This window comes from Kitasatospora sp. NPDC032121 (genome assembly GCF_055580145.1).
In genome coordinates, this window is record NZ_JBVILX010000003.1 from 416,994 (window position 1) to 432,888 (window position 15,895).

At 75.5% G+C, this 15,895-nt stretch carries 8 protein-coding genes; all 8 read left to right on the plus strand.

Annotation, left to right across the window (positions count from 1 at the left end):
• Window positions 1-23 precede the first annotated feature (23 nt).
• The 8 genes from ACZ5OX_RS12825 (at window position 24) to ACZ5OX_RS12860 (ending at window position 15,809) form a co-directional block, all read left to right on the plus strand.
• Entirely contained in the window at window positions 24-1,286 is a 1,263-nt protein-coding gene (locus ACZ5OX_RS12825) for a glutamate synthase-related protein (protein ID WP_465629925.1), read from the plus strand.
• Between the two features lie 177 nt (window positions 1,287-1,463).
• The gene (locus ACZ5OX_RS12830) at window positions 1,464-6,170 is read left to right on the plus strand and encodes an amino acid adenylation domain-containing protein (protein WP_465629926.1); all 4,707 of its coding nucleotides are present in this window, start codon (window positions 1,464-1,466) and stop codon (window positions 6,168-6,170) included.
• A 32-nt stretch (window positions 6,171-6,202) separates the two neighbouring features.
• Window positions 6,203-10,666 carry an amino acid adenylation domain-containing protein gene (locus ACZ5OX_RS12835; RefSeq protein WP_465629927.1) on the plus strand — a complete coding sequence of 1,488 codons (4,464 nt, stop codon included), beginning with the start codon at window positions 6,203-6,205 and terminating at the stop codon, window positions 10,664-10,666.
• A 9-nt stretch (window positions 10,667-10,675) separates the two neighbouring features.
• On the plus strand, window positions 10,676-12,517 hold the full coding sequence (locus tag ACZ5OX_RS12840; RefSeq protein ID WP_465629928.1) for a non-ribosomal peptide synthetase: 1,842 nt from the start codon (window positions 10,676-10,678) through the stop codon (window positions 12,515-12,517).
• The gene (locus tag ACZ5OX_RS12845; RefSeq protein WP_465629929.1) at window positions 12,514-13,293 is read left to right on the plus strand and encodes a thioesterase II family protein; all 780 of its coding nucleotides are present in this window, start codon (window positions 12,514-12,516) and stop codon (window positions 13,291-13,293) included. Before ACZ5OX_RS12840 ends, ACZ5OX_RS12845 begins: the two co-directional genes overlap by 4 nt.
• Entirely contained in the window at window positions 13,293-14,477 is a 1,185-nt protein-coding gene (locus ACZ5OX_RS12850; protein ID WP_465629930.1) for a cytochrome P450, read from the plus strand. Before ACZ5OX_RS12845 ends, ACZ5OX_RS12850 begins: the two co-directional genes overlap by 1 nt.
• Before the next feature lie 115 nt (window positions 14,478-14,592).
• Window positions 14,593-14,805: an MbtH family protein gene (locus tag ACZ5OX_RS12855; RefSeq protein ID WP_380451513.1), complete on the plus strand. Its 213-nt coding sequence runs from the start codon at window positions 14,593-14,595 to the stop codon at window positions 14,803-14,805.
• Between the two features lie 8 nt (window positions 14,806-14,813).
• Window positions 14,814-15,809 carry a TauD/TfdA family dioxygenase gene (locus ACZ5OX_RS12860; RefSeq protein ID WP_465629931.1) on the plus strand — a complete coding sequence of 332 codons (996 nt, stop codon included), beginning with the start codon at window positions 14,814-14,816 and terminating at the stop codon, window positions 15,807-15,809.
• Window positions 15,810-15,895 lie beyond the last annotated feature (86 nt).

The following is a 15,895-nucleotide window of genomic DNA, read 5'->3' on the forward strand; positions in this document are numbered from 1 at the left end:
GGGAGCGAAGCGAGGCGGTGGGAGTGAGCGAGCTCACCGCACCCGGGTTCCCGGAGGAGGAGGTCCGGCGTCGGGCCCGTGCCGGGGCGGCCGCCGCTTTCCCGCCCGCCGAGGAGTACGGGCACGTGCTGTTCGGTGCCGGCGGGCCCGGGGAGGCGGCACCCGCCGACGCCCTGGACGCTCTGCGGATCGTCCCGCCGCTGTTCCTGCCGCAGCGGCTCGCCAAGCTGATCGACCTCGGCCGCGAGCCCGACTACCGGGACGTCGAACTCGCCACCACCACCGGCGGGTTCGCCTCGGCGCTGCCGGTGTACGTCTCCGCGACCGGATCCACCCGGGCGGCCGGCGGCGACCTCGGGCTGGCCCTGAGCCGGCAGGCCGGGGCGCTCGGGATCCCGATGGTGATCGGCGAGAACGTGGTGCCGGTCAACGGCTACGGCCGGCTCGGCGAGGCCGCCGACCGCACGCTGCTCGGCCGGCTGCGCGCCTACGCCGAGGAACTGCCGGACGGGCTCGGCGGCGTGGCCGTCCAGCAGAGCACCGAGGACGCCGACGCCGAGGTGTGGAACCTCGTCCACAGTGATCCGGCGGCCCTGCCGCTGCTCGAATCCGGGCGGCTGGCCTTCGAGTTGAAGGTCGGCCAGGGCGCCAAGCCGGGGCTCGGCGGGATGACCGTGCTGGACGCGGATGCCGCCGCCGCGCTCGGCGACCGCTTCGGTCTTGACCCGCTGTTCGGCGACGGCCGGATGCTGCGCGCCGCCACCCCGGGCACCTTCACCGCGGAGATCCTGCGCCAGCAGATCCGGCTGATGCGCAACAACTACCCGCGGGTGCGGATCTGGGTGAAGCTCTACCCCGGCCGGGACGTGGCCGAGGCCGCCCGGGTGGCGCACGAGGCCGGAGCGGATGCCGTCGTGGTGGACGGCGCGGAGGGCGGCACCGGCTGGGCGCCGGGGGTGTTCCTGCCGCATGTCGGTCTGCCGCTCGCGGAGTGCCTGCGCCGGCTGGCGGACGCGCCGCCGCCCTCCCTGCTGGTCTCCGGGCGGATCTGGGAAGGCGCCCGGGCGGTCAAGAGCCTGGCGCTGGGGGCCCGCGCGGTGGGCCTCGGCCGGGCTGCGCTGCTCGCCGTCGCCGAGGACCGGGAATCCGGGCTCCGCCGTTTCGCGGAATGCCTTGCGCTGGAGCTCCGGCTGCTGATCAGTTCGCTCGGGAAGTACGCTCCCGAGGCCCTGGGCCGGGAGGATGTCTGGTCCCCGGGGAATTCCTTCGCAATCTCCGGCCGGTAGCCCTGGCCTGCTCGGGAAGCGGCATGGTGAAACTGCCGATTTCCTTCCGCTCGTTCTGCCGATAGGGCCGCCGAATTCCCCCTATCGTCGCTTTCGTCGCCGGTTTCTCTCACGATCTGGGGTTGGATGATGTCCTCGCGCGGTTTTCCCGTCGAATTCCCGGCAACCGAATTCCCGGTGCCCGGACTCGCGCCGTCCGGACTCGCGCCGTCCGGTTTGGCGCCGTTCGCCGCCGCCGTCGCCCGCTTCCCGGAGCGGCCGGCCGTCCGGGCCGCCGGCCGGAGCATCAGCTACCGGGAGCTGGACGGCCTGACCGCCGCCCTCGCCGCCCGGATCGCCCCCGGGCGGACGGTCGCCGTCACCGGACGCGACCGGCTGGACCACGTGGTCGCGCTGCTGGCGGTGCTGCGGGCGGGTGCCACCTACCTGCCGCTGGACCGGGAGGCCCCCGAGGAGCGCAACCGGTGGATCACCGAGGACGCCGGGGCCTGCCTCGCCCTCGACGGCGAGGAGCTCACCGAGCTCGGCACGGGCCCGGGCGGGAACGCGGGCGCCGGCTACGTCATCTACACCTCGGGCACCACCGGCCGCCCCAAGGGCGTGCACGTCCCGCTCGCCGCGCTCACCGGCCACCTGGCCGGCATCGTCGGGGCCTTCGGCCTGACCGAGCGGGACGTGGTGCTGCAGTTCGCCCGCCCGACCGTGGACGTGGCCGTGGAGCAGGTGCTCGGCGCGCTGTCCGCCGGGGCCTGCCTGGTCCTGCCGGAGCGGCGACTCCTCGCCCCGGCCGCGCTGCTGGACCTGCTGGACGACGAGGGCGTCACCGTCGCCAACCTGGCCGCGGGCTACTTCCAGGACGTGGTGGCGGCCCTCGGCGGCCGGGTGCCGCGCACCCTGCGGCTGATGGTCTCCGGCAGCGACAAGCTGGAGCCCGCCACCGCCGCCGCCTGGTGGTCGGCCACCGGAGTGCCGCTGCTGAACGCGTACGGCCCGACCGAGACCGTGGTCACCGCCACCACCCACCGGCTGGACGGCGAACGGGCGGGGCAGGAGCAGCCGGCCGCCCGGGTGCCGATCGGCACCGCGGTCGGCGCGCGCCGGCTCCACGTCCTGGACGAGCGGCTGCGCCCGGTGGAGCCCGGCGGGACCGGTGAACTGTACGTCGGCGGGCCGCTGTTGGCCTCCGGCTACCTCGGCCGCCCCGGCCTCACCGCAGGCCGCTTCGTCGCCGACCCGTTCGCGCCGGCGGACGGCGCCCCGGGCGCCCGGATGTACCGCACCGGAGACCTGGTGCGCCGCACCGCCGAGGACGGCCCGCTGGAGTTCCTCGGCCGCAGTGACCACCAGGTGAAGATCCGCGGCTTCCGGGTCGAGCCCGGCGAGATCGAGCAGGTGCTGGCCGGCCACCCCGGCGTCACCGGCTGCGTGGTGGTCGCCCACGAGGGCCGGCTGGCCGCGTACGTCACCGGCGCCGCACCGGGGTACGCCGAGGCCCGCGCCTGGCTGGCCGAGCGGCTGCCCGAGCACATGGTCCCGGCGACGGTCACCGCGCTGGAGGCCTTCCCGCTGACGGCCGGCGGCAAGGTGGACCGCGCGGCACTGCCCGAGCCGCAGGCCGCGCCGGAGGGCAAGCCGGCCGGCCGCCCGCCGCGCACGCCCGCCGAGCAGCTGATCGCCGCGGTCTGGGCGGACGTGCTCGGGGTGCCGGAGGTCGGCGCCGACGACAACTTCTTCCACCTGGGCGGCGATTCGCTGACCGCCGTCCGGGTGGTGGGCCGGGTCTTCGACGTCTTCGGCATGGTGTCGCCGTACACCATCTTCGACGCGCCGACGCTGGCCGAGTTCGCCGCCGCGGTGACCTCCGCGTCCGGCGGCGAGCGCCCGGCGCTGACCAGGAGCGGCGCCACCGAGGCCCCGCTGTCCAAGTTCCAGCGCGGCCTGTGGTTCCTCGACCAGTGGAACCCGGACGCGCCGACCTACGTGGTGCCCTGGGTGTTCCGCTTCTCCGGCCCGGTCGACCCCGAGCTGCTGCGGCGGGCGCTGGCCGGCGTGGTCGAGCGGCACGAGAGCCTGCGGACGACCTTCGAGCTCGCCGAGGACGGTCCGCGCCAGGTCGTCCACCCGTCCGTGGAGCTGCCGTTCACGCTCACCGAGACCACCGCCGAGCAGGTGGACGCGCTCGTCGCCGAGGCCGCCCTGGAGCCCTTCGACCTGGAGCGGGGGCCGCTGCTGCGGGCCCGGGTGTTCCGGGCCGACGGGGCGACGACGCTGCTGCTGGCCCTCCACCACATCGTCTGGGACGAGGGCTCGCTGGCGGTGCTGGAGACCGAACTCCAGGAGCTGTACGCCGCGTTGGCCGAGGGCCGCCCGGCCGGGCTGCCGGAGCTCGCCGTCCAGTACGGCGACTACGCCGCCTGGCAGTACCGGGACGACACCATCGAGGGGCAACTCGACTACTGGCGCGAGCAGTTGCGCGACGCGCCGACCGCCGACGCGCTGGCGCCGGACCACCCCCGCCCCGAGGAGCAGGCCTTCCGCGGCGCCTTCCACCGCTTCGCGATGCCGGGCCCGGTCGCCGAGGCCGTCCGGGCGCTCGCCCGCAGCGAGGACGCCACCCCGTTCATGGTGCTGCTGGCCGGGCTGGCGCTCACCCTGCACCGCCGCTCCGGGCAGCGCGACCTGGTGCTCGGCTCCCCGGTGAACGTCCGCGGCCGGGCCGAACTCGACGGACTGATCGGCTACTTCGTCAACCTGCTGCCGCTGCGGCTGAAGCTGGAGGAGGGCGTCTCCTTCCGCGAGCTGGTCCGGCACGTGCGCGAGGTGTCGATCGGCGGCTACCGGCACCAGGAGGTGCCCTTCGACGACATCGCGAACGCCGTGCTCGACGAGCGCCCCGAGGACCGCAACCCGCTCTGCCAGGTGCTGCTGGAGCTGCACCCGCTGGACCCGAGGCCGTTCACGGTCGGCGGTCACGAGGTCACCCGGGCCCTGCACTCCAACCCGGTCTCCCGCTTCGACCTGTCCGTCTCGGTGGACGACCTCGGCACCGGCTTCACCGGCCGCTTCGAGTACGACAGCGACCTCTTCGAGCCCACCACCATGGCCGGACTGTGCGAGGAGTGGCTGGGCACCCTGGCCGCCGCCGTCGAGGTGCCGGTGCACGCCCTGTTCGAGGCGAGGGCCGCCCGGAGCCCGGAGGCCGTCGCCCTGATCTCCGGCGAACGGACCGTGGGCTACGGCGAGTTGAACGCCGCCGCGAACCGGCTCGCCCGCCACCTGGCGGGCCTCGGCACCGGCCGCGGCGACACCGTCGCGGTGCTGGCCGAGCGCGGTCCCGAGATGGTCGTCGCCCTGCTGGCGGCCCTCAAGACCGGCGCCGCCTACACCCTGCTCGACCCGGACTTCCCGGCCGAGCGGCTGGCCGGCGCCGTCGCGGACACCGGCGCCTCGACGGTGGTCACCCACCGGCGGACCACCGTGCCCTTCCCCGTCGACCGCCTCGTCGACCTGGACGCCTCGGCCGCCGAACTGGCCCGCCACGCGGCGCACGACCTCGGCCTGCCGGTCGACGGCGGCGACCTCGCCTGCGTGATGTTCACCTCCGGCTCCACCGGCCGCCCCAAGGGCGCCGCCGTCCCGCACCGCGCACTCACCACCACCTACCTCGGCCAGGACTACGCCCGCTTCGGCCCGGACGAGGTCTGGCTGCAGTGCTCCCCGGTCTCCTGGGACGCCTTCGCCCTGGAGCTGTACGGTGCGCTCTGCTTCGGCGGCGCCTGCGTCCTGCAGCCCGGCCAGCGGCCGGACCCGCAGACCATCGCCGAGCTGACCCGCCGCCACGGCGTCACCCAACTCCAGCTCTCCGCCAGCCTGTTCAACTTCCTGCTGGAGGACTTCCCGGAGACCTACGACGGCCTGAAGCTCGCCATCACCGCCGGCGAGCGGGCCTCCGTCACCCATGTCGCCAAGGCCCTGGAGGCCTACCCGGAGCTGGCGGTCGCCAACGGCTACGGCCCGGTCGAGAGCCTCGGCCTGACCACCTGCCACCGGGTCGGCCCCGAGGACGTCACCGGTGGCTCCGTCCCGATCGGCGTCGCCCTCAACGGCAAGGGCGTCCTCGTCCTGGACGAGCGGCTGAGCCCCGTCGAGCCCGGCGTGACCGGCGAGTTGTACGCCACCGGCGCCGGCCTCGCCTACGGGTACCTCGGCCGGCCCGGGCTGACCGCCGAGCGCTTCGTGGCCTCCCCGTACGGCGCCCCCGGCGAGCGCCTCTACCGCACCGGGGACCTCGGCTACGTCAACGCCGAGGGCCTGCTGGAGGTCACCGGCCGGATCGACGACCAGATCAAGATCCGGGGCTTCCGGGTCGAGCCCGGCGAGGTCGAGGACGCGCTCACCCGCCACCCGGCCGTCCGGGAGGCCGCCGTCGCCGTCCACGAGCCCGCCCCGGGCGACCGCCGGCTCGCCGCCTACGTCACCGTCGGCCCGGACGCCCCCGAGCCGGACGCCCTGCTCGACCACCTGGCCGGCCTGCTGCCCGAGCACATGGTGCCCGCGACCCTGGACGTCCTGGACGCGCTGCCGCTCAACCACAACGGCAAGGTGGACCGCAAGGCGCTGCCCGCCCCCGCCGGACGCCGCGCCACCGCCGCCGCCGACCCGATGACCGAGGCCGAACGGCTGGTCGCCGACGCGATGCGCGAGGTGCTCGACCTCGCCGAGGTCGGCCGCGAGGACAACTTCTTCCGGATCGGCGGCAACTCGCTGGCCGCCGTCCGGGTCGCGATGCGGTTGTCCCGGGAGACCGGCAGCCGCGTCCCCCCGCAACTGGTGTTCCGGGCCCGGACCGTGAGCGCCATCGCCGAACGGCTGGCCGCCCGGTGAGGGCCCGCACCGCACACGAAGGGAACGAGGCCGTGAGCCCGTCCGACCACCCGGCGCGCACCGCGCCCGCCTCGGGGCTGCAGCGCGGCCTCTGGTTCCTCGACCGCCTCGACCCGAGCGCCGTCACCTACTGCACCCCCTGGACCCTCGACGTCACCGGCCCGCTCGACCTCGCGCTCCTCCAGGGCGCGCTGGACGCCGTGACGGCCCGCCACGAGACGCTGCGCACCAGCTTCGCGCTGCACCCCGACGGCCCCCGCCAGCAGGTGCATCACGGCCTCACCGTGCCGCTCGCGGTGACCGACCTGCGCCCGCTGAGCGGCTCCGGCCAGGCGCGGCGCCTGGAGGAACTGCTCGCCGCCCGCTGCGCCGAGCCCTTCGACCTGGCCGCCGGACCGCTGCTGCGCGCCGAGGCGTTCCGGCTCGCGGACGAGCGCACCACGGTGCTGTTCACCGTCCACCACATCGTCTGGGACGGCTGGTCCGCCGAGGTCTTCGAGCGCGAGCTCGCCGAGCTGTACGGCGCGGCGGTGCGCGGCCGGGAGGCCGAACTGCCGGAGCTGACGGTGCAGTACGCCGACTACGCGCAGGAGCAGCTCGGCACCTCGTACGAGGAGCACCTGACCTACTGGAAGGAGCGGCTGGACGGCGCCCCCGCCCTGCTGGAGCTGCCCACCGACCGGCCCCGGCCCGCCGAGCGCGGCGCGGCCGGCCGCACCGAGGGGTTCGGCCTCGCCCCCGGCACCGCGGCCCGGGTCCGCGCCCTGGCCGAGGCGCAGGGCGTCACCCCGTTCACCGTCCAGCTGGCCGCCTTCGCCCTGCTGCTGAACCGCTGGACCGGCGCCGAGGACCTCGTCGTCGGCACCCCGGTCACCACCCGCGACCGCCCCGAACTGGAGCACCTGCTCGGCTACTTCGTCAACCTGCTGCCGCTGCGTCTGCGGCTCGCGCCCACGATGGGCTTCCGGGACCTGCTGGAGCACGTCCAGGACGTCGCCTTCGAGGCGTACGGCTACCTCGACCTGCCCTTCGACCGGATCGTCGACCTGCTCGGCGGCGCCCGCAGCGCCCAGCACCCGCCGCTGGTCCAGGTGGTGTTCGGCGCCCACGGCGAGGACCGCACCCCGCTGGCGCTCGGCCCGGCGGCCACCGCGCAGAGCCGGGTGCGGTCCAACGGCACCAGCAAGTTCGACCTCACCTGGTCGGTCTTCGACGCCGGGGAAGCCGGCGGCGAGCTGCGCGGCGAGGCCGAGTACCGCAGCGACCTGTTCGACGCCGGGACGGTCCGCCGCCTCGCCGCCGAGTACGACACCCTGCTCACCGCCGCCCTGGACGACCCCGACGCCACCGTGCTGCGGCTGACCACCCGGGCGGCCGGCGCCGGCGCCGAGACCACGGCGGCCACCGACACCCCCGGCCGCTGCCTGCACCACCTGTTCGAGCGGGCCGCCGACGCCCACCCGGACCGGCCCGCCGTCAGCGACCCCGACCGCACCCTGAGCTACGCCGAACTGGACCGCCGGGCCAACCGCCTCGCCCACGCCCTGCGCGCCCGCGGCGCCGGCCCCGGCGACCGGATCGGCATGCTGCTGGAGCGCACCGCCGACGTCCTGGTCGCCGTCCTCGGCGTGCTCAAGACCGGCGCCGCCTACGTGCCCGTCGACCTCGCCGCCCCCGCCGACCGCGCCGCGCTGGTCTTCGGCGACACCGGCGTCACCCTCGTCGTCACCGACCGCCCGGACCGGGTGCCCGAGGGCCCCTGGCGGGCCTACGACCTGACGGCCGAGGCCGCCGACCTGGCCGCCCGCCCCGACACCCGCCCGCCGGCCGCCGGACGCCCCGGCGACGTCGCCTACGTCATCTTCACCTCGGGCTCCACCGGCCGCCCCAAGGGCGTCGCCGTCGCCCACGAGCACGTCAGCCGGCTGATGGCGGACGGCGAGCGGCACTTCGGCTTCGGCCCGCAGGAGACCTGGACGCTGTTCCACAGCTACGCCTTCGACTGGACGGTCTGGGAGATGTGGGGCGCCCTGCTGCACGGCGCCCGCCTGGTCGTCGTCCCGTACGTGACCAGCCGCTCGCCGGAGGAGTTCGCCCAGCTGCTGGAGGAGGAGGCCGTCTCCTGCCTCTGCCTCACCCCTTCGGCGCTGCGCCAGCTGGAGCCGGTGCTGCGCCGCAGCCCGCGCGCCCTGCCCGCACTGAAGTGGATCATGCTCGGCGGGGAGGCGCTCGACCCGGCCGTCGTCCAGCGCTGGTTCGAACTCGACCCGCCGCCCCCGGCCCGGCTGTGCAACCTGTACGGCATCACCGAGACCACCGTCCACGTCACCACCCACGACCTGGCCGGCAGCGCCGGCTTCGAGCGCAGCCTGATCGGCGCCCCCATGCCGCACCTGAGCGCCCAGGTCCTGGACGACTGGCTGCGGCCGGTGCCGCCCGGCGCGGCCGGCGAGCTGTACATCGGCGGCGGCAGCCTCGCCCACGGCTACTGGGGCCGCCCCGGCCTCACCGCGGGCCGCTTCGTCGCCGACCCGTACGGCCCGCCCGGGGCCCGGCTCTACCGCACCGGCGACGTCGCCCGTCGGCTGCCCGGCGGCGGACTGGAGTACATCGGCCGCGCCGACTTCCAGGTCAAGCTGCGCGGCTTCCGGATCGAGCTCGGCGAGATCGAGAACGCGCTCGCCGCCCACCCGGACGTCGACGCGTGCGTCGTCACCGTGCACGAGGACCGCCTCGCCGCGTACGTCACCGGCCGCGAGCCCGCCGACGTCCGCGCCTTCCTCGGCCGCTCGCTGCCCCCGTACATGGTCCCGGCGAGCTACACCGTGCTGGAGTCGCTGCCGCTCACCGTCAACGGCAAGGTGGACCGCGCCGCCCTGCCCGCCCCCGGCCAGCGCAGCGCCGCCACCGGCGGGCGCCACGTCGAGCCGCGCACCCCGGAGGAGGAGGCCTTCGCCGCCGTCTGGACGGAGGTCCTCGGGGTGGACGGCATCGGCGTCCACGACGACTTCTTCCACCTCGGCGGGGACTCCATCCGGGCCGTCCAGCTGGCCGGCGCGCTGCACGAGCGCGGCTGGGGGCTCAGCCTGCGGGACGTCTTCAACGCCCCCACCGTGGCCGCCCTGCTGCCGCTGGCGAAGCCCGTCACCGAGGACCGGGACGCCCGCGAGCCCTTCGCCCTGATCTCCCCGGAGGACCGCGCCGACCTGCCGCCCGGCCTCGTCGACGCCTACCCGATGGTGTCCATGCAGCTCTCCATGGTCTTCCACATGGAGATCGCCGGCGGCACCGACAGCTACCACAACGTCAACTCCTACCGCATCGCCGGCGACCTCGACGAGCAGGCCTTCCGCCGCTCCGTCGCCGAGGCCATGGACCGCCACGCGGTGCTGCGCACCGGCCTGGACCTGTCCGGCTACGGCGAACCGCTGCAGCTCGTGCACGGCCGGCTGCCCGCCCCCGTCGAGTTCGCCGACCTGCGCGGCACGGCGGAGGCGGACCAGGACGCCGCGATCCGCGAGGTCTTCGACACCCACCGGTGGACGCCCTTCGACCTCACCGCGCCGCCGCTGTTCCGGATCACCGTGCAGCGCCTCGCCGAGGACGCCTTCCAGCTCACCGTCTCCGAGCACCACGCGATCCTCGACGGCTGGAGCTTCACCTCGCTGCTCACCGAGATCCTGGAGCGCCACAGCGCCCTCGCCGCCGACCCGCTCGGCGTGCCCGCCCCGCCGCCGCGCACCGCCTTCCGCGACTTCGTCGCCGTCGAACGGCAGGCCGCCGGGGACGAGCGCTCGCTCGGCTACTGGCGCGAGCGGCTGACCGGCGTCAGCGGCCAGCTGTTCCCCGGCAGCGAGGACGTCCACGAGGCGCCCCGCACCGTCGAACGGGTGCTGCCCGAGGCGCCCGGGCAGTTGCGCGACGTCGCCGACGCGCTCGGCGTGCCGGTCAAGTCGGTGGCGCTCGCCGCCCACCTGCACGCCCTCGCCACCGTCACCGGACGTCGGCGCGTCACCACCGGCCTGGCCGTCAACGGCCGGCTGGAACGGCTCGGCGGCACCGAGGTGTACGGGCTGTTCCTCAACACCGTCCCGCTCGGCTGCGAGCCCACCGACGACCTGCTCGCCCTGGTCCGCGAGGTCCACCGGGAGGAGCTGGACATGATGCCGCACCGCCGGGTGCCCTTCGCCCGGCTCGCCCGGCTGATGACCGACACCGCGCTGGACAGTCAGTTCGGCTACCTGCGCTTCCACGCCCTCGGCCGGCTCAGCTCGGCCCGCATCGTGGACGGCCGGATCGGCACCGAGCCGACCCTGCGCCACGAACCCAACAGCTTTGCCTTCGGCGCCTCGGTGATCCAGGACCCGGTCACGCAGCGGGTGCTGCTCGCCGTGGACCACCAGCGCTCGCTGGTCGCCGACAGCACCGCCGAGCAGTTCATCGACACCTACGCCGCCGCCCTGCACACCATGGCCGCCGCCGCCCGAGAGTCCTGAGGAGCCGTCATGACCGATCTGCTGGACCGCCTGCGCGACACCGTCGCCGCCCACCCCGGTCGCACCGCCGTCCTCGCGGGCCCGGCCCGCCTGGACTTCGCCGAACTCGACCGCCGCACCGCCGCCCTGGCCCGCGCCCTGCGCGAGCGCGGCATCGGCCGCGGCGACCGGGTCGGCGTGCACCTCGCCCGCACCGCCGACCTGCCGGTCGCCCTGCTCGCCGTCTGGCGGGCCGGCGCCGCCTACGTCCCGCTCGACCCGGCCTACCCCGCCGAGCGGCTCGCCCTCATGGCCGCCGACGCCCGGATCGCCGCCCTGATCAGCGCCGACGGCCTGCCCGCCGCCGAGGGCGTGCCGGTGCTGCGCCCGGACGCCGCCGCCGACGGGCCGGGGGTACCTCCCGGCCGCCAGGCTGGGGTGGGGGTACCTCCCGGCCGCCAGGCTGGGGTGGGGGTACCTCCCGGCCGCCAGGCTGGGGGAGAACTGCCGGGGCACGCCCACCCGCTGGACCCGGCCTACGTCATCTTCACCTCCGGCTCCACCGGCCGCCCCAAGGGCGTCGAGGTGCCGCGCGGCGCCGTCGCCGCCCTGGTCGAGGCCCTGGAGGCCTCCGGCGCCTACCGGGCCGAGCCCGGCGTGGTCGGCTGGAACGCCAGCGTCTCCTTCGACGCCTCCGTCCAGCAGTGGGCCCGGATCTGCCGGGGCGACACCGTCCTGGTCATCGGCGAGGAGCAGCGCGCAGACCCGGCCCTGCTCGCCGCCCTGCTCGCCGAGCACGCCGTCACCGACCTCGACCTGACCCCCTCGCACTGGGAGCTGCTGCGCGAGCCGCTCGCCGGCGCCCGGGTGCCGCGGCTGTTCATGGGCGGCGAGCCCGTCCCCGAGCGCACCTGGCGGGAGCTGGCCGACGGCGGCATCGACGCGCTCAACCTGTACGGGCCCACCGAGTGCACCGTCGACGCCGTCACCGCGCCGATCACCGGCCCCGGGCCGCACCTGGGCGAGCCGCTGCCCGGGGTGCGCCTGCACCTGCTGGACGAGAAGCTCACCCCCGTCCCCGACGGCGTCGTCGGCGAGCTGTACCTGGCCGGGCCCGGCCTCGCCCACGGCTATGTCGGTCGGCCCGGCCTGACGGCCGAGCGCTTCGTCGCCGACCCGACCGCCGCCGGCGAGCGGATGTACCGCACCGGCGACCAGGCCCGGCGCGGCGAGGGCGGCCGGCTGGAGTACGTCGGCCGGGTGGACCGCCAGGTCAAGCTGCGCGGCTACCGGATCGAGCTCGGCGAGGTCGAGCACGCCCTGGCCCGGCTGACGGGCGTCCGGTCCGCCGCCGTCACCGTGTACGAGCCCGCCCCCGGGGACCGCCGGCTCGCCGGGTACGTCACCGGCGCCGTCACCGCCGCCGAACTGACCGAGCGGCTGCGGGCCACCGTCCCCGCCCACCTGGTGCCCTCGGCGATCACCGTGCTGGACGCCCTGCCGCTCACCCCGAACGGCAAGGTCGACCTGGCGGCGCTGCCCGTACCCGCGGCCCCCGCCTCCGTCGAGGAAGGCGCGTCGCAGGAGGACGCCGGACTGGCCGGGCAGGTCGCCGAGGTCTGGAGCACCGTGCTCGGCGTCGGCGGCGTCCGGCCCACCGACGACTTCTTCTCGCTCGGCGGCCACTCGATCGCCGCGCTGCGGGTCGTCCACCTGCTGCGCCGCCGGCTCGGCATCGAACTCCAGCTGCGCCACCTGCTCGACTCGGCCGACCTCGCCGCCTTCACCGCCACCGTCGAGCGCGCCGTCGCCGCCGGCACCGCCGCCCCCCGGCCCGCCCTGACCGCCCGCGCCCGGGCGGCCGGCGCATGACCACCGCACTGCGGGTGCGGCCCCGCGTCGAGGGGGACTGGCTGTTCGTCCCCGCACCCCAACCGCACCGCCCGTACCGGCTGTTCTGCTTCCCGCACGCCGGAGGCGACGCCACCGCCTACACTCCGCTCGCCCGCGCCCTCGCCCCGGCCGCCGAGGTCTGGGCCCTGCGCCCGCCCGCCCGCGGCGGCCGGCTCGGCCACCCGATGCCCGCGAGCTTCGACCTGCTCGTCGACGCCGTCCTGGAGGCCCTCACCCCGCACCTGACCGGCCGGTTCGGCTTCTACGGGCAGAGCTTCGGCGCCCTGCTCGGCTACGAGGTCGCCCGGGCGCTGCCCGCCGAGCGCCGGCCCGAACTCGTCGTCGCCGCCTCCGCCTCGCCGCCCGCAGCCTGGGCCGGCGCCGACCGCCCGCAGTACACCGCCGACGACCTGCTGCGGCTCGCCGGGATGGGCGAACTCGTCGCGGGCGACGGCGACCTGAAGGAGCACGCGCTGCGCGGCATCCGCACCGACCTGGCCGTGGTCGACACCTACCGGCCCCGCCCGCACCCGCCGATCGGCTCCGCCCTGCACACCGTCGTCGGCGTCGAGGACCCGCTCCTCGCCGGCGGAGGGCTCGAAGGCTGGGCCGTCCACACCCGCGGCGGCCACGGCCACCACGTCGTCCCCGGCGGCCACCTGCTCGCCACCGTCGACGGGCCCGGCCCGGTCGACCTGCTGACCTCCCTCATCGCGCGGCCCGGCGCCGCCCACCAGCCCACCACGGAGCACTGATGCCAACCACCACCGCGGTCGACCTCACCGACCCCGACCTGTGGGCCCGCCCCGACACCCCCGCGCTGGTCGCGGAGCTGCGCCGGGAGTCCGCCGTCCACCTCACCGACACCGTCGACGACGGGCCGGTCTGGTCGGTGCTCTCCTACCGGCACTCCGCCGAGGTGCTGCGCAACGCCGCCGTCTACAGCTCCGAACAGGGCTCGCTGCTCGGCGCCGGCGAGGGCAACGTGCCGGTCGGCTCCGGCCGGATGATGGCCCTCACCGACCCGCCCCGGCACCGAGAACTCCGGGCCCCCGCCAACCCGTTCTTCTCCCCGGGCGCGGTGCGCGGAGCCTCCCGGGGCATCGCCGAACTCGCCGCCTCGATCGTCGACCGGGCCGTCGAACAGGGTGAGGTGGACCTCGTCGACGCCGTCTCCGCGCTGCCGCTGTCCGTCATGTGCGACCTGCTGGACGTCCCGGAGGCGGACCGCGACATGGTCGTGCGGGTCTGCGACGTCGCCTTCCTCGGCCGCACCCCCGAGGAGCGCAGGGCCGGCCACCAGCAGCTCATCCCGTACCTGCTGCACCAGGTGATGCTGCGCCGCAGCGACCCGCGCGACGACCTGATCAGCATGATGGCCACCTACCGGGTCGGTGGGAAGCTGCTGCCGATCGAGGACGTCGTCCTCAACCTGGACAACATCGTGGTCGGCGGCGTCCAGACCGTCCGCCACACCGCCGCCATGGGCCTGCACACCCTGGTCCAACGCCCGGACCTGTGGCGGCAGTTGCAGCGCGGCGAGGTCGGCATGGACTCGGCCCTGGACGAACTGCTGCGCTGGACCTCCGTCGGCCTGCACACCCTGCGCACCGCCGGCCGGGACACCGAGCTCGACGGCCGCACCATCCGGCGCGGCGACCGGGTCGCGGTCTGGGTCTGGTCCGCCAACCGGGACCCGGAGGCCTTCGACCGGCCCGAGGAGATCCTGCTCGACCGCGCCCCCAACAAGCACCTCGCACTCGGCCTCGGCGCCCACTACTGCGTCGGCGCGCCGCTGGCCAAGGCCGAACTCGGCGGCCTGTTCACGGCGATGCTGGAGCGCGTCGCCGCCATCGAGCCGACCGGGCCGGTCACCCACAACCGCTCGATCATCAACTTCGGCCTGGACCGCTTCCCGGTCCGCCTCACCCCGCGCTGAGCCGGCGCCCACCCGGCCCCTGCGGCAGGGCCCCAACTGCCGCGTTCCTGCCGCGACTCCTGCCCTTCCGCCGCGCGGCCCGCCCCTACCTTCGAAACAACCCAAGGAGGACACCATGAGCAACCCGTTCGAGGACGACAACGCCGGCTACCTGGTGCTGGTCAACGACGAGAACCAGCACTCCCTGTGGCCGGTCTGGATCGACGTGCCGGCCGGCTGGACCACCGTCCACGGCGAGGACACCCGCCAGGGCTGCCTCGACCACATCGAGGCCAACTGGACCGACATCAGGCCTGCCAGCCTGGTCGCCGCCCTCGCCGACCGGTGACCGCCGCCATGCCGACCTGGGAACTGAACCCCGGCCGCCCGGCCCTCGCCCACGCGCCGCGGACCGCCGACATCGGCGAGGCCTGCGAGTGGCTGCGCGAGAACGAGAGCGCCCTCACCGAAGCCCTGCACCGGCACGGCACGATCTTCCTGCGCGGCCTGCCGGTCGCCGGCACCGAGGACGTCGCCGCCGTGCGCGACGTCCTCATCCCCGAGCGCACCCCGTACCGGGAGAAGGCCACCCCGCGCAGCGACTACGGCAACGGCGTCTTCTCCTCCACCGACCTGCCGCCGGCCCAGCCGATCCGGATGCACAACGAGAACAGCTACACCCTGACCTTCCCCGGCCGGCTGCTCTTCGCCTGCCTGACCGCCCCCGAGGAGGGCGGGGCCACCCCCACCGCCGACTGCCGCCGGGTGCTCGACCACCTGCCCGCGCACCTGGTCGAGCGGATGCGGACCTCCGGCTGGACCCTCACCCGCAACTACTCGGACTACGTCTCCCTCGGCTGGCGCACCGCCTTCGCCACCGAGGACCGCGCCGAGGTCGAGGCCTACTGCCGGGAGAACGGCATCACCTGGGAGTGGTCGGCGGACGGCAACCTGCGCACCACCCAGCTGCGCCCCGGCACCATCCACCACCCGGTGACCGGCGAGGAGGTCTGGTTCAACCACCTCGCGTTCTGGAACGAGTGGTCGCTCGACCCGGACATCCGCGAGGCGATGACCGACGAGTTCGGCCCGGACGGCCTGCCGTTCAACACCGGGTTCGGCGACGGCGAACCGCTGGAGCGCGCCGACGTCGACGCCCTCAACGAGGCGTACCACGCGGCGACCGTGCGCGAGCGCTGGCAGGTCGGCGACGTGATGCTGGTCGACAACGTGCTCTGCGCCCACGGCCGGGACCCGTACCGCGGCGCCCGCAGGATCGCCGTCTCGATGGGGCGCCCGCTGGACGTCCTGGACTGCCGGCCCAGCGTCCGGCCCACCCTGGCCGCCGTCTGAGGGCCCCGTCCCGCCCCGCCCGCGCGGTCGTCCCCGCCCCGCCGACCAGCCCGTGCCGTTGCCGTGAGCAGACCCGAGTAGAGGAA

Coding starts and splice junctions, on each gene's coding strand:
- ACZ5OX_RS12840 (WP_465629928.1), top strand. CDS start 10,676: ATGACCGATCTGCTGGACCGCCTGCGCGACACCGTCGCCGCCCACCCC.
- ACZ5OX_RS12845 (WP_465629929.1), top strand. CDS start 12,514: ATGACCACCGCACTGCGGGTGCGGCCCCGCGTCGAGGGGGACTGGCTG.
- ACZ5OX_RS12850 (WP_465629930.1), top strand. CDS start 13,293: ATGCCAACCACCACCGCGGTCGACCTCACCGACCCCGACCTGTGGGCC.
- ACZ5OX_RS12855 (WP_380451513.1), top strand. CDS start 14,593: ATGAGCAACCCGTTCGAGGACGACAACGCCGGCTACCTGGTGCTGGTC.
- ACZ5OX_RS12860 (WP_465629931.1), top strand. CDS start 14,814: ATGCCGACCTGGGAACTGAACCCCGGCCGCCCGGCCCTCGCCCACGCG.